Source organism: Streptomyces shenzhenensis, from assembly GCF_021462265.1.
Lineage (GTDB): Bacteria > Actinomycetota > Actinomycetes > Streptomycetales > Streptomycetaceae > Streptomyces > Streptomyces shenzhenensis.
In genome coordinates this window covers 24,256-38,207 of sequence record NZ_JAJONF010000017.1, presented here as the reverse complement: position 1 = coordinate 38,207, position 13,952 = coordinate 24,256, and the positions used below count along the sequence as shown (strand labels likewise).

The 13,952-nt window shown below is 71.3% G+C and carries 13 protein-coding genes; 10 read left to right on the top strand and 3 right to left on the bottom strand.

Annotated features, from left to right (window positions below):
* Positions 1 to 126: 126 nt before the first annotated feature.
* Complete coding sequence (locus LQ326_RS22265; protein WP_234539086.1) at positions 127 to 552, bottom strand: ATP-binding protein; 426 nt, start codon at positions 550 to 552, stop codon at positions 127 to 129.
* 199 nt (positions 553 to 751) lie between these two features.
* Here LQ326_RS22265 and LQ326_RS22260 point away from each other — a divergent pair, with 199 nt between their 5' ends.
* The 8 genes from LQ326_RS22260 (at position 752) to LQ326_RS22225 (ending at position 9,267) form a co-directional block, all read left to right on the top strand.
* Entirely contained in the window at positions 752 to 1,519 is a 768-nt protein-coding gene (locus tag LQ326_RS22260) for an IclR family transcriptional regulator (protein ID WP_234539084.1), read from the top strand.
* Between the two features lie 42 nt (positions 1,520 to 1,561).
* A complete protein-coding gene (gene glpK, locus LQ326_RS22255) occupies positions 1,562 to 3,082 on the top strand; it encodes a glycerol kinase GlpK (RefSeq protein ID WP_234539083.1) in 1,521 nt (506 codons plus the stop codon).
* A 249-nt stretch (positions 3,083 to 3,331) separates the two neighbouring features.
* Positions 3,332 to 3,727 carry a hypothetical protein gene (locus LQ326_RS22250; RefSeq protein ID WP_234539082.1) on the top strand — a complete coding sequence of 132 codons (396 nt, stop codon included), beginning with the start codon at positions 3,332 to 3,334 and terminating at the stop codon, positions 3,725 to 3,727.
* Positions 3,728 to 3,786: 59 nt separating this feature from the next.
* Complete coding sequence (locus tag LQ326_RS22245) at positions 3,787 to 5,016, top strand: acyl-CoA dehydrogenase family protein (protein ID WP_234539081.1); 1,230 nt, start codon at positions 3,787 to 3,789, stop codon at positions 5,014 to 5,016.
* Positions 5,013 to 6,002 carry a hypothetical protein gene (locus LQ326_RS22240; RefSeq protein WP_234539080.1) on the top strand — a complete coding sequence of 330 codons (990 nt, stop codon included), beginning with the start codon at positions 5,013 to 5,015 and terminating at the stop codon, positions 6,000 to 6,002. Before LQ326_RS22245 ends, LQ326_RS22240 begins: the two co-directional genes overlap by 4 nt.
* Positions 5,999 to 6,937 (top strand): ThiF family adenylyltransferase, encoded by a 939-nt coding sequence (locus LQ326_RS22235; protein WP_234539079.1) that lies wholly within the window; start codon positions 5,999 to 6,001, stop codon positions 6,935 to 6,937. The genes LQ326_RS22240 and LQ326_RS22235 overlap by 4 nt, the downstream gene beginning before the upstream one ends.
* 62 nt (positions 6,938 to 6,999) lie before the next feature.
* Positions 7,000 to 8,427 (top strand): MFS transporter, encoded by a 1,428-nt coding sequence (locus LQ326_RS22230; RefSeq protein ID WP_234539078.1) that lies wholly within the window; start codon positions 7,000 to 7,002, stop codon positions 8,425 to 8,427.
* Positions 8,428 to 8,532: 105 nt separating this feature from the next.
* Positions 8,533 to 9,267: a LuxR C-terminal-related transcriptional regulator gene (locus tag LQ326_RS22225; RefSeq protein WP_234539077.1), complete on the top strand. Its 735-nt coding sequence runs from the start codon at positions 8,533 to 8,535 to the stop codon at positions 9,265 to 9,267.
* 75 nt (positions 9,268 to 9,342) lie between these two features.
* Here LQ326_RS22225 and LQ326_RS22220 read toward each other — a convergent pair whose 3' ends face one another.
* The gene (locus LQ326_RS22220; RefSeq protein WP_234539076.1) at positions 9,343 to 9,867 is read right to left on the bottom strand and encodes a helix-turn-helix domain-containing protein; all 525 of its coding nucleotides are present in this window, start codon (positions 9,865 to 9,867) and stop codon (positions 9,343 to 9,345) included.
* A gap of 319 nt (positions 9,868 to 10,186) precedes the next feature.
* On the opposite strand from LQ326_RS22220, the gene LQ326_RS22215 reads away from it, so the two are divergent.
* The gene (locus LQ326_RS22215) at positions 10,187 to 10,366 is read left to right on the top strand and encodes a hypothetical protein (protein ID WP_234539074.1); all 180 of its coding nucleotides are present in this window, start codon (positions 10,187 to 10,189) and stop codon (positions 10,364 to 10,366) included.
* A gap of 64 nt (positions 10,367 to 10,430) precedes the next feature.
* Entirely contained in the window at positions 10,431 to 11,621 is a 1,191-nt protein-coding gene (locus tag LQ326_RS22210; RefSeq protein WP_308401992.1) for a beta-ketoacyl-[acyl-carrier-protein] synthase family protein, read from the top strand.
* On the opposite strand, the gene LQ326_RS22205 is transcribed toward LQ326_RS22210, so the two are convergent.
* On the bottom strand, positions 11,611 to 13,347 hold the full coding sequence (locus tag LQ326_RS22205) for an alpha/beta fold hydrolase (protein WP_234539069.1): 1,737 nt from the start codon (positions 13,345 to 13,347) through the stop codon (positions 11,611 to 11,613). The two genes, LQ326_RS22210 and LQ326_RS22205, sit on opposite strands and share 11 nt — an antisense overlap.
* Between the last annotated feature and the right edge of the window lie 605 nt (positions 13,348 to 13,952).

Sequence of the window (13,952 nt, the reverse complement as noted above, 5' to 3'; positions counted from 1 at the left end):
TCGTCGGCCAGGGCGGCGGAATCCGGTCGGCCGCGCGGACGGACCCCGCGTGCTCATCCGCACCCGGCCGCCGACAGGAAGAAAGCCCACGACGGTTCACGCCGCGTAGGTTCACACCACGTCGGTTCACACCGCGACGAGATCGGCCCACCGGGTGATCGCGCCCGGCCGTGCCTCCACCCCGTACCGAGTCGCCAGCGCGTGGACGATCTCCTCGCCCCGGCCGTGCTCGTCCGGGTCGATCCCGGCGGGCTGCTGTCCCGGCGTACGCGCGGGACCCGAGTCGGTGACTTCGATGCGCAAAGTGCCGAGTCCGCCGTCCAGCAGCCACGAAAGCCGCAGCACCGCCGGGGGCAGGGCATGGACGATCGCGTTGGTGAGCAGTTCCGATATCACCAGCAGCGCGTCCTCGACGACGTCCGGGGACACCTTCCAGACGGCCAGGACCGCACCCGCTCGTCGGCGTACGTCCGGTACGGCACCGGCGACGGGCAGCATCGGGAAGACCTGTTCGCTTGCCCCCCGCACCCGCGTGTTGAGCTGTACCGCCATCTCGTGTCTCCAGGGGTCCGTGTCACAGGCCCGGCATCTCATCCCTCGGCACGCCGCCAGGCCTTCAAGCACCGTAAGGAGCCGCGCCGGGTCGGTCAATGAACGTGGGTCGGCATTACCGAACGCCGCCCTCCCCGCCGCGTCGCGGAAGCCCCACGCCCGCACGGCAGACCGCCCGAGACGGTAATAAGCTCGCTTCATGGCCGGTCCGGTCCAGTCGATCGAACGGGCGGCCGCGATTCTGCGCCTGCTCGCCGCTGGGCCTCGCCGACTCGGACTCGGGGAGGTGGCGGCCTCCCTCGGGCTGGCCAAGGGAACCGCCCACGGCATTCTGCGCACGCTCCAGCACGTGGACTTCGTGGAGCAGGACGCGACCACCGGGAAGTACCAGCTCGGAGCCGCCCTGCTGCACCTCGGCACGAGCTACCTCGACGTCAACGAGCTGCGGTCCCGGTCCATCAACTGGGCCGACGCCCTGGCCGCCCGCAGTGGGGAAGCGGTGCGCCTGGGCACCCCCCTGGAAGGCATGGTCCTGGTCGTCCACCACGTGTTCCGGCCGGACGACACCCTCCAGACACTGGACGTGGGCGCGCTGCTGCCCCTGCACGCCTCCTCGCTGGGCAAGGTGCTGCTGGCCTACGGGACCGCGCCCTTCGACTCCGCCCTGGAATCGGGACTGGACGCGTACACCCGGCACACCCTCGTCACCCGGGAACAGCTCACCCGGGCCCTCGCCGAGGTCCGGGAACAGGGCTGGGCCGTCGAGAACCAGGAGATGAGCATGGGCGAGGCGGGGCTCGCCGTGCCGATCCGGGGGCATGGCGGCCTCGTCGTCGGCGCCATCGGTCTGTCCGGTCCGGTCGAGCGGATCTGTGACAGCCAGGGGCGTCCCAGGCCCAGCCTGATCACACTGATCCGGGAGGCCGCACGGGCGATCTCCAGAGACCTGGGCGCCGCCCGCTGGTAGACCCCAGCTTCCTCCGCGACCCATCGGAAGGCGGACCCGATCATGGTGGAGCGTTATGTGATGTCCATCGATCAGGGCACCAATTCCACGCGATGCATCCTGTTCGACCGGGGCGGCCGGCTGGTGTCCGTCGCGCAGCGCGAGCACCAGCAGCACTTCCCGAGGCCCGGCTGGGTCGAGCACGACGCCGTCGAGATATGGCACAACCTGCGGCGTGTGGTCTCCGAGGTGCTGACCGGCTCCGGCACGGCCGTCGACGGGGAACAGGTCGCCGCCATCGGCCTGGCCAACCAGCGGGAGACGACGGTGCTCTGGGACCGGCGTACGGGTACCCCGCTGGGCCGGGCACTCGTCTGGCAGGACACGCGCACGGGGCCGCTGGTCGAGGAGCTCAGGCAGCGGCCCGGCGAGGAGTTCTTCCTGGACCGGTGCGGCCTGCCGCCCTCCACCTACTTCTCGGCGCTGCGGATCCGCTGGCTGTTCGACCACGTCAAAGGACTGGAACAGCGCGCGAAGGACGGCGAGGTGCTGTTCGGCACCATGGAGAGCTGGCTGGTGTGGAACCTCACCGGCGGCGTCGACGGCGGTCTGCACATCACCGACGCGACCAACGCCAGCCGCACCATGCTGATGAACATCCACACGCTCACCTGGGACGAGGAGCTCCTGGCGTTCTTCGGCGTCCCCCGCCCGATGCTGCCCGAGATCAGATCCTCCGCGGAGACCTACGGCGAGGCCCGCGCGCTGCTTCCCGGCGTTCCCATCACGGCCGCGCTCGGCGACCAGCAGGCGGCGCTCTTCGGCCAGACCTGCTTCTCCCCGGGCGAAGCCAAGTGCACGTACGGAACGGGCAGCTTCCTGCTGCTCAACACCGGCACCGACGTCGTACGCTCCCGGCACGGACTGCTCACGACGGTCGCCTACAAGATCGGGGACCGGCCGCCGGTCTACGCCCTGGAGGGATCGATAGCCGTCACCGGCGCGCTGGTCCAGTGGTTCCGTGACCGACTCGGGCTGATCAGCAGCGCGCCGGAGATCGAGACCCTCGCGCGGACCGTCGAGGACAACGGCGGCTGCTACATCGTCCCCGCCTTCTCCGGCCTCTTCGCACCCCGCTGGCGCAGTGACGCACGCGGCGTCATCGTCGGCCTCACCTCCTACATCACCAGCGGGCACCTGGCCCGGGCCGTCCTGGAGGCCACGGGCTGGCAGACACGTGAGGTCGTCGACGCCATGAACGCCGACTCCTCGGTGGCCCTGAAGGAGCTGAAGGTGGACGGTGGGATGACGGCGGACAACCTGCTGATGCAGTTCATCGCCGACGTGCTCGACGTGCCCGTCGTTCGGCCCATGGTCTCCGAGACGGTCTCCCTGGGGGCGGGTTACGCCGCCGGGCTCGCCGCCGGTTACTGGACGGATCTCGAGGTACTGCGCCGCAACTGGCACCCGGCCTCCCGGTGGCTCCCCAGAATGGACCCCGGCCACCGGGAGTCGGAGTACGACAACTGGCGGCGGGCCGTCGAAAGGTCGCTGGGCTGGATCAGATCACCCGGGGCATCCTGAGTGGCCGGAAACGCAGAGGGTTGCGGTTGATGCGCGTGAAAAGCCGCGAAGGTATTTGTGGTCGTTCTCCTTTCCGGTATCTGTTTTCCGCCGCCGGATTCCCATGTCTCCTTTCCGTGTCCTGTTAGCTTCCCTTCGGTCTTATGTCGGCCCGGTGGAAGCCGGTCCTGCCGCCCCTTAGCGTTCTTATGCGGACGCTTTCGCCGGTGCTTTGACGCCGGTGAGGCGAGCGAAGAGCGAAGGGGGAACATGTCCGTTTTTCCGTCCAGTGAAATGGCCGCGCAGGTCTTCAGCAGTTTGTTCACCGTATTACTGGAGGACGACGACTTCGTGGTGCGGGCCCGGCAGGAGGGGCTCTCCGTCCGGCTCGTCCACACCAAGCCCGACTGCGAGATCTTCGTGTCACCGCAGGGCGGTGTCCGTATCGGCGAGGAGCAGGCGGGGCCGGCGGCGATCACCCTCCGGATGTCCTGCGACACGGCCCACGCACTGTGGATGGGACGGCTCCTGGTGCCCGTCGCCATCGCCACGGGCCGGCTCCGGATCCGCGGGAGGGTCGCCAAGGTGCTGGAACTGGTGCCCATGCTGCGGCCCGCGTTCGACCGGTACCCCGATATCGCGGCGGCCGCCGGCATCGGCGCGTGAACCGCCGCACAGTGGCCCGCCCCGAACACCGAACCAACCCACAAGGAGTGACACCGCACGTGAACACCGCTCTCTCCGAATCCGTGTCCGAGACGGCGCTGAATTTCGACGTACTGCCGAGCGGCGTCGAGCAGTTCCGGAAATCCGCGCAGGAATTCGCCCGGAACGTGGTCGAACCCCGCGTCCAGGATCTGGACCAGAAACCGGCGGCGCATTTCGACTGGGACCTCGTCGGTCACGGCCATCGCATCGGTCTCACCCGCGCGGCGATTCCGAAGGAATACGGCGGCCTGGGGGTGGGGATGCTGGGCGTCGCCACCGCGCTGGAGGAGGTGGCCGCGGTCTGCCCGGGCACGGCACTGATCTTCGGCGCCACCCTGCTCGGCCAGGCGCCGATCCTGCTGTCCGGCGATCCGCGGCTGCAGGCCCGCTTCCTGCCCCTGTTCTCGGGCGACGAACCGGTCCTCGCCTGCAACGCGGTCACCGAGGAGGACGCGGGCTGCGACCTCATCATCCCCTCCCAGGCCGAGCACGCGCGCAACGTCACGACCGCGCGCAGGGACGGCGACCACTACGTTCTGACCGGCCGCAAGCGATTCATCACCAACGCCGAGGTCGCCGCGTTCGCCTCCGTGTTCGCCACCATGGAGGGCAGCCGGGGCGCGACCGGACTCACCTCCTTCATCGTTCCCCTCGACCTGCCTGGCGTGGTCCGCGGGCCCGTGGCGGACAAGATGGGATACCGCGTATGCCTGGGCAGCGAACTTGAGTTCCACGGCGTCCGGGTGCCCGCCGAGTACATGATCGGCGCGGAGGGCGAGGGCATGGCCATCAACATGGCGCAGAGCAACATGGCGCGCGCCGCGGTGGCCGGCATCTCCACCGGGGTGGCACGCAGCGCCCTGGAACGGGCGATCGCCTGGTGCGGCGAGCGGGTCCAGGGCGGGCGCCGCCTCAAGGACCAGCAGTTCACGGCGGCCAAGCTGGCCGGCATGGCCGCCAAGGTCGACGCCGCCCGCATGCTGTACCTGCGTGCCGCCGACAAGGTCGACAACGAACTGCCGCCACCGGTCTACGAACCGGCCACGGCCAAGCTGTTCGCGGACCGGACCGCGATCGACGTGGCGGAGACGGCCCTGTCCCTGCTCGGTGCCCGCGGCTATCTGCGCTCGTACGGCGTGGAGAAGACGATGCGCGACGCGCTGGGCACCCGGATCTACGAGGGCACCCCCGAGGTCCTGGCGCTCGCCATCACCGACAGTCTCTACGCCGGTGGGGACGAGTGGTGAGCGCCGCCGCCCGAGCCGTCGGCGCCGTCTTGCGCGATACGCCGGCCCCGGAGCCCGACGGCACCCGGGACCCCCGCGCCCGGCGCTACGCCGAGGACATCATCGAACTCCACGACCGGCTCAGTTACCGGCGGCTGCCCCTGGAGTTCAGGGGCGCCCCGCTCTCCCTCGTCGAGGACCCGCACGGCGCCCTGGTCACCGTCACGGGCCGCGACAGCCAGTTCCCCTCCCGCTACCTCAAAGGGGTGCTGGGGTTCCGTCTGGCCCAGTACCTCCGGCTCGACTGGATCTCCGCCGACGCGGTCCACCGCACCGCCGCCTTCCACGAACCACTGCCGCACTCGCCCGTGGAGAACATCCACACCGTCACGCTGTGCGCGCGCTCCGGGAAGATCCGCGGCTACGTGGGACTGTCCTGCTCGGCGGACACCGAGAGCCTGCCCCTGGACTCCGCGTGCCGCATCCCGTTCCCGACGGAGGCGGCCCACCGCATCGACCTGCTCGCCCGGTACGCACGGCCCGGCCTGGGCACCCACCAGGCCTTCGAGTTCAAACGGTTCCTGCGGGACCAGACGATGCCACGGGACGAGCAGTACACCCGCGTCCCCTGGCACCTGATGCTCGGCATCGGCGAGGCGCTGCTCACCCTGGGCGACGGCGTGCGCGTCGTGCTCGGCGACGCCAAGGAACACGTCGCCCTGCGCCATCTGCGGCTGGTCGGCTTCGACCTGCACGTCGTCGAGGGCACCTCGCCCTACCTCTGCGCGTCGGATCCCATGGCGCCGATCTACCGGCAGACGGTCGTGGCCAAGCCGTTCGCCGCCCCGGTGCCCGCGGACATCTCCTGGTACCGCGACGTGGTCCGCTCCTACCTCGACGGGACCAGCGACCTGGCCTCGTGGCAGGCCGTGATCACCACCCTGGCCGCACACCGGGGGCGTACGGGACACCGTCCCGATCCCGCACGAGGAGGGACTCGCAGGTGACGAAAGGCGACAGGGAGAGGGAAGCGAAGACCGAGACGTCCGCGGGGGCCATGGCGAAAGCCGGGTTCTACGCCGAACTGACCGCCCGCAACGCCGGCGTGGTGCCCGGGGCCGATCAGTGGGCGCTGCGCACGGCCACCGTCCTGGTGGCCGGCTGCGGGTCGATCGGCGGCGCGGTCGTCGAACCGCTGACCCGGCTCGGCCTGCAGAAGTTCGTCCTCGCCGACCCGGGGACGTACGAACTGAACAATCTCAACCGGCAGTCGGCGACCGTCGCCGACCTCGACCGGAACAAGGCCTTGCTGGCCGGGGCCCGCGTGCGGGCGATCAACCCCCATGCCTCGGTCGACGTGTTCACCGAGGGAGTCACCCCGCAGACCGTCGAGAAGCTGACGGCCTCCTGCCAGGTGATCATCGACGGGGTGGACGTCACGACCCCCGAGGGGTGGCGGGCCAAACTCCTGCTGCATCACCAGGCCGTGCGGCGCCGGCTGCCGCTGATCACCGGCTGGGACATGGCAGGCACCCAGTACGTCCGCTGCTACGACTACCGGCACGTCCGCGAACCGTTCGCGGGGGCCATCGGACCGCACGACACGGACCGTTACGACATGTGGGAACTGCTGCGCCGGGCCGTGCCGTTGCGGCACGTGCCGACCGACATGCTGGCCGAGATCCGGGCCAACCACGCCCGGACCGACTACAGCTTCCCCCAGGTCGCCTACACGGCCATGGCGTTCGGGGTGATCAGTTCGCACATGGTGGTGCGGCTGCTGACCGGCCGGCGGGTGCGGCCCGAGGTCCGCTTCGACGTGCACCAGAAGGCCAGGCCGTTCGGGGAGCGGTGGCGCACCCGGGCGCGGTGGCCGGTGGAACTGGGGGCGCTGCTGCCGGAACTCCTGCGGCTGGCCCGTCGCCGCGGCGCGGCCTCGTGACGCGGGCCGGGCGAGGCCGTACCGGCGATGCCCGCGCGGCCATTTCGACCATGGAGGTGGACATGAGTGCTCGGCGACGCAGCGTGCTGTGGACGTTCTTCTGCTGTGGCCTGGGCGTGGCCATGGTGTCGCTCGACAACCTCGTCGTCATCACGGCCCTGCCGTCGATCCGCGAGGACCTCGGCGGGAGCATCCAGCAGCTCGAGTGGACCGTCAACGCCTACACCCTCACCTACTCCGTGCTCATGCTGACCGGCGCGGCCCTCGGGGACAGGTTCGGGCGGCGGCGGATGTTCGGCATCGGGCTGGGCGTCTTCGTCGTCGCGTCGGCCGGGGCGGCGCTGGCCCCCGGCATCGGCGCCCTGATCGCCGCGCGCGCCGTGCAGGGGCTGGGCGCCGCGCTGCTGATGCCGCTGAACCTGACAATCCTCACGGAAGCGGCGCCCGAGCGGCGCCGCGGTGCCCTGCTGGGGGCGATGAGCGCCGTGGAGGGCGTGGCGATCGCCATGGGGCCGCTCCTCGGCGGAGCGGTGGTGGAGCACCTGAGCTGGCAGTGGATCTTCTGGATCAACGTGCCGATCGGGGCGGTGGTGCTGCCGGTCGCCCGCTGGAAGCTCACCGAGAGCCACGGCCCCAGCCCCCGGCTGGACCTGGTGGGCACTGCCTTGGCCAGTGCCGGACTCTTCGGGATCGTCTTCGGCATCATCAACGGTCACGCCGACCACTGGAGCAGCGTGCGCGTCCTGCTGTCGCTGGCCGGTGGCGCGGCCGTCCTGGCCGCCTTCGTCCGCTGGGAGCTGCGGGTCGAACACCCCATGTTCCCGATGAAGTTGTTCCGTCACCGCACCTTCAGCGCGATGAACGGCGCCGGCCTGCTGATGTTCGCCGGCATGTTCGGGTCGGTCTTCCTGCTCACCCAGTTCCTCCAGGGGCCACGCGGCTACACGCCCCTGGAGGCGGGAGTGCGGATCCTCCCGTGGACCGCGGTGCCCATTTTCGTGGCGCCCCTGGTGGGCCTCGTCTCCGACCGCGTCGGCAGCCGGACCATCGTCGCGCTCGGCCTGGCCCTGCAGGCTCTCGGACTGGGGTGGATCGCCGCCCGGGTCTCGCCCGAGGTCCCCTACCCGTCGCTGATCCCCGCCCTGGTCCTGTGCGGCCTGGGTATGACCTTCTACTTCACGCCCACCGCGAACATGGTGATGAGCGCTGTCGACGCAGGGGAGCGCGGCATGGCCTCCGGGGCGATCAGCGCGCTGCGCGAACTCGGCGGCGTGCTCGGCATCGCGGTGCTCGCCTCGGTGTTCTCCGCGCACGGCGACCTCACCACGCCGGACCGGTTCACGGACGGCATGACTCCGGCGGTGTGGACCGGCGTCGCCCTGATCGCCTGCGGAGCGCTGGCGGTGCTGCTGGTCCCGCGGCGCCCCCGCGACGCCAGCTCCGCCGATCCGGAGGCGGCCGTGCCCGGGTGCGCGGGCGACGTGGTCTGACGGCGTGCACGCCACCGGCGTAGGAAGCGGCACATGTCCCCATGACACATGTCTGCATGACACATGTCCGCATGACAGATGTCTGGCTGGAGAGGAGGGAACAGTATGAGTCCACGGATCAGGATCCTGCTGGTGGACGACCGGTCCATCGCCCGCACCGGAATCCGGTCCGTCCTCGACGAGGACGGCGCGATCGAGGTGGTCGGCGAGGTGTCCGACCGGGCGAGCGCGGTGGCAAAGGCCGGCGAACTGCGGCCGCATCTGCTGCTCGCCGGTGCGCTGCCGGACCTCACCGACGCCGTGGAGTTGGTCGACGAACTGTCCGCGTGCTGCGGCGAAGGGGGGCCCGGCGTCCTGCTGATGGCCCATGAGGGGGGCGTGGGTGCGCGGCGCGCCCTGCGGGCCGGAGTGCACGGCGTCCTGCTCCACCAGGTCACCCCGGAACAACTGCTGTCCGCCATTCACGTGGTGGCGGCCGGCTACCGGATCTTCTTCGACGAGGAGGGCCCTCGGGCGGGCGCCGGCGGCCGGTTCCCCGAGGCCGCGGAACACCCTGATGTGCCCGCGGCGGAGACGTCGGGATTCGAGTCGCTGACCCCGCGGGAGAGAGAGGTGTTCCGGCTGCTCGCGCAGGGACTGAGCAATACGGAGATCTCCGCGGTGCTGGTACTGAGCGAAAACACCGTGAAATCCCATGTGCAGCGGCTGCTGGAAAAACTGAACCTGCGCAATCGGGTGCACGCGGTCATCCATGCCTATCGAACGGGCCTGATGGCGCTGCCCTGCCCGGAGCCCGTCCGGCGGCGGACCTGCTCCAGCGCTCCGGTGGCGCTCCAGTGAGCCTGCCGTGCCCCACGCGAGCCCTGTTGCGCGCACGGCGCTCAACAGGGCTCGTTTCTTTGGCGGTTGGGAGGATCAGTCACTCGATTCGAGGAGATATCCCCGTCCGCTGGCGGTCCTGACGCACAGTCCGAGGCAGACCACCTTGCGCCGGATTCTCATGATGTGCAGATCCAGGGCGTTCTGGCTGGCCGTTCCGCGCCGCGCGCGGAGCAGGGCGATCAGCTCGTCCCGGGCCACGAGCGTGCCGTACCGCTCGACCAGCGGCTGCAGCAGGTCCATCTGGGTCGGTGACACGGGCACCATGCGGTCGCGGTACCGGAGGAGTCCGTCCTGGTCGAGGACGGGGATCCGGTGTGTGTCGGCTCTGGCCCGGAGCGCCGCGACCCGGGCGGCGAAGTCGGCCCTGCTGACGGGCGCCCGGATCCAGTCCTCCCGTGAGTCGCTCGGCACCGGCGGGGTCGCGCCGTTCTCCACCACGAGGAGCCGGAGGATTCCCCGGCGCCGCAACCGCTCCAGTTCCTGCCCCTCGACCGGCCAACGCAGGACCCGTACGTCCTGGGTGTCTGAGAATAACTGCCCCTCACTGTATTGAGGCACGAATTTGCTTCCCCTTTCTGATGGGTGGAATAGCGCACGGGCCAGTTCGTTTCGCTCCCCCTGCGGCATTACTACCTCACTATGCAGTGCCGCCAAGCGTCGCTGCAACAGCTTCATTAGTGGGGCACTGCCGGGATATCTGCATAAGATAGGACAGGTGGCGGGCTGCTAATAGTTCTAATGGTCCTTTGTGTGGTCTCCCTGACCTTCCCGAGATTTCGTGAGAAAGAATGAGGCGCCGTACCGTTCCGGGCGAGTAGATTTCGTAGGGCGGACCTGCCGAAGAGAACGGTCGGTATGAGAAGACGCCGGGAATTGCATGGAAAAGGCCGAAGACATTCTCACCACCGGGGAATTGCTGATCGCCATCATGGCGCTGGTGGCTGCCGGGCTCCCGCGGCCGTCCGGGGAGACGCAGGGGAGCCTCCCGCCGGCGGCGCAAGGCCAGAGACAGGAACACCGCGCGGAAGGAACCCGTCATGCTGCCCGCGACCACTGACCCGACCACTGAAGCGAACCGGTCCCACGTCGGCCGGCGTCCACCTCCGAGTGCCGATGTGCTGGTGACGGGCCTGGGAGCGACCACCCCGCTCGGCGGTGACGTGCCCTCCAGCTGGACGGCACTGCTGTCCGGCCGGTCCGGTGTGTCCCGGCTGGACGCCCCCTGGGCGGAGCAACTGCCGGTCCGCATCGCGGGAGGTATGCGCGAGGACCCCGCCGACCGGCTGGACCGGATCCAGCGCCGGCGGCTGGACCGCAGTCAGGCGGCCGCGGTGGTGGCGGCCCGGGAGGCGTGGACGGACGCCGGCGTGCCGCGGGTCGAGCCCGAACGGCTCGCCGTGGTCGTGGGCACCGGCATCGGCGGCGGGCTCACCCTCCTCGAACAGGACGACCGGCTGGAGGAACGGGGCCCGCGCGCCATCTCCCCGCACACCGTGCCCATGCTGATGCCCAACGGCAGTGCCGCGGCGGTCGGCCTGCTGCTGGGCGCACGGGCCGGCACGCACGCCCCGACGAGTGCCTGTGCGTCCGGTGCGGAGGCACTGGCGGTCGGCGCGCTGCTGATCCGCTCCGGCCGTGCCGACGTGGTCGTCGCGGGCGGCACGGACGCCTGCCTGCACCCGCTGGCACTCGGCGCGTTCGCCCGGATGCGCGCCCTGTCCTTGCGCAACGACGCCCCCGACCTGGCGTCCCGGCCGTTCGACCAGGAGCGGGACGGGTTCGTCATGGCCGAGGGCGCCGGCATGGTCGTCCTGGAGCGCGCCGACTTCGCGCGGGCGCGCGGCGCGCGTGTGCACGCTGCCCTGTCGGGCGCGGGTGTCACGTCCGACGCGTACGACGTCACGCTCCCCGCCGCCGAGGGCCAGACGCGGGCCATCAGGGCGGCGTTACGGGACGCCGGCCTCACCGGCACCGACATCGACCACGTGAACGCGCATGCCACCGGTACGCCCGTGGGCGATGTCACCGAGGCCAGAGCCGTGCAGGAGGCGGTGGGCCGGCATCCGGCGGTCACCGCCTGCAAGTCGGCCACCGGCCACCTTCTGGGCGCCTCCGGCGCGGTCGAGGCCGTCTTCACCGTCCTCACGCTGATGCACGGGCTGATCCCGCCGGTCCGCAACCTGGACAAGGCGTCGGACGGCATCGACCTGGACCTGGTGTCCGGCGAACCACGGCGGGCACCCGCCAGGGCGGCCCTGTCCACGTCCTTCGGATTCGGGGGACACAACGTGGTCCTCGCCTTCACGCGGTAGTCCGCGGGGCGGCGGCCCGGTCCCGGCAGGACGTCAGCAGGTGTGCGACGGACGCCGGATGGGTGACCTGGGGACAGTGCCCCGTCCCCTCGATCACCGTCACCGGCGTGTCCACGGGCTCCGTCAGCGGATCCGCCGACCCCACGACGATCTCCACGGGCAGCCTCAACTCCCGCAGCACACGGCGTAGTTCGGTGCGTTGCCGGTGGGCGTCGCGCATCGCCGCGACCGTCCGGCGGGACGTCCCTGCCCGCCGTAGGTCCACTGTGAGGGCGTCGAGCCCGGGGCCCTCGGGCAGACCGAGTGAACGAGCCAGGCGGGAGGCGGGCGCCGTGCGCAGCAGCGGTACGGCCAGGGGTGAGCGCAGCGGCGCGGCGGACGGCCGCTGGAGGAAGGCGGGCGCGATCAGCACGAGTGCGGCGAGCCGGTCGGGACGGGCCGCCGCGTAGCGCAGGGCGGGGCCGCACGCGAGCGAGTGCGCCACGAGGACCGGCCGGGTCTCCACCGGGCGCAGCAGGTCGGCGAGCCAGTCGTCGAGTGGTCCCGCGCTCGCTCCCGACCTGCCGAAGCCGGGCAGGTCGGGAGCGAGCGCGGGCGCGTCCAAGTGGTCCGCCGCCCCCGCCCAGGCGTCGGCGCTCAGCAGGAGTCCGTGCAACAGGACGTATCCGGGACGCCGCCGCTCCCCGGTCACCCAGGTACGGGTGCCCGCCACACCGTGGAAGCCGTAGGGGCCGCGACAGGGGCCGGAGCGGCCGAAGCGGGTGGCGACCAGGTCGTCGGCCCACTGACGCAGGGCCGCCTGGACGGGCGCCATCGACAGCCCGTGCGCCTCGGACAGGGCACGGGCGGCGGCCGTGTCGTAGCGGTCGGCCGACAGGAACGACAGGGTCTCGGGATCCGCCCGGGTGATCGCGCGGGGCAGCCTGCGCAGCACACCCACCGGGACGGAGCGCTGGGGGGCGCGCACCCCCATGTGCTCCGCGAGCAGGCCGGCCATCACCGGCAGTTCGGGGGTCGAGTCGTCCAGCACCCAGTAGGTGCCGCCCGCGCTCTCGGGATCCTCCGGAAGAGTGGCCAGGAACCGGACGAAGTGGTCGAGGGGCACGACCGGAAGGAAGATGCCGGGACCGCCGGGCAGGGCCGGCAGCCTGCCCTGCCACAGAGCGGCGACCATTTCGGCCAGGCCGAGGTACTGTCCCGGCCCGATCACCGTACTGGGATTGGCGATGCTCAGCGGGACGCCCAGTTCGCGGGCGCCGGCCCGCACCGCGGCGTCGCCCTCCTGCTTCGACGCCTCGTACGCGCCCTGCCTGCGGTAGTCCGGCGGCCGTCCGTCGGCGGCGGCCATCCGGTAACCGCTGATGTGGACCACCCTGCGCAGCTTCGGCAGACCCGCCGCCCAGGCGACCACGTGTACGGCGCCCGTCACATTGACCGCCCGGGCCTCGGCCGCCGTGATCCCGAACGCGAAGCGCGCGGCGGTGTTGTAGACATCGCGGATCCCGGCCAGCCCGTCCGCGGGCAGCCCCAGACCAGGGGTGGTGATGTCGGCCCGGACCACTGTCAGAGCGGTACGGTCGACCCCCTGCCCGTCGAGCCATGCCGTCAGCCCGTCACCGGAGCCGCGCACCGCGGCCGCCACCCGGTGGCCCCGGCGCAGGAGTTCCGCCACCAGGGAGCGGCCGATGAAGCCCCCGGCGCCGAAGACGATCGAGTCCGAGAGCATGCAGTCTCCTTGCCGGGGGCGGAATGCCGTGACAGCGCTCGGGGGGACCCGGGGGCCCCGACCGCGGAGCGGTTCACACCGTACCGAAACACCGCGGGCGAAGGGGGCGAACCATGCCCGCATCCCACGATCAGGACGATGTGCGCCGGAGCCCGGCAAAACCATCTGACCGCATCGCCAGAAGCGGGTCCGAGGGGCGGCGGCGGATGCCGGCGCCGCCCGGAGGGGGCGCTGCCCCGGCCGGCCGCGCGCGGAGCGGACACCGCCGAGGCGGCGGGCCTGTCCGAACCGGACCCGACGATCCTCGTCAGCCTCGACAAGGCGGGCGGCGCCCTGCGGCGGAGCGAGCTCGCCGCGTCGCTCGGCTGGGACCGCACCCGCATCTCCCATCGGCTCACCCGCATGGGTGAGCGCGGACTCGTCGCCCGTGAGCGCGGCGACGGCGTCACGGTCACCCGCAGCGGCGCCGGGCGCCGCACCGTCGCCGCCGTGCACCCCGGCCTGGAGGCCGCGGTGCGCCGCCACTTCACGGACCGGCTCTCCGCGGCGGAGCTCGAGGCGCTGAGTTCCCTGCTCCGTCGGCTGTCGCGGGGCCGCGTCGCCCG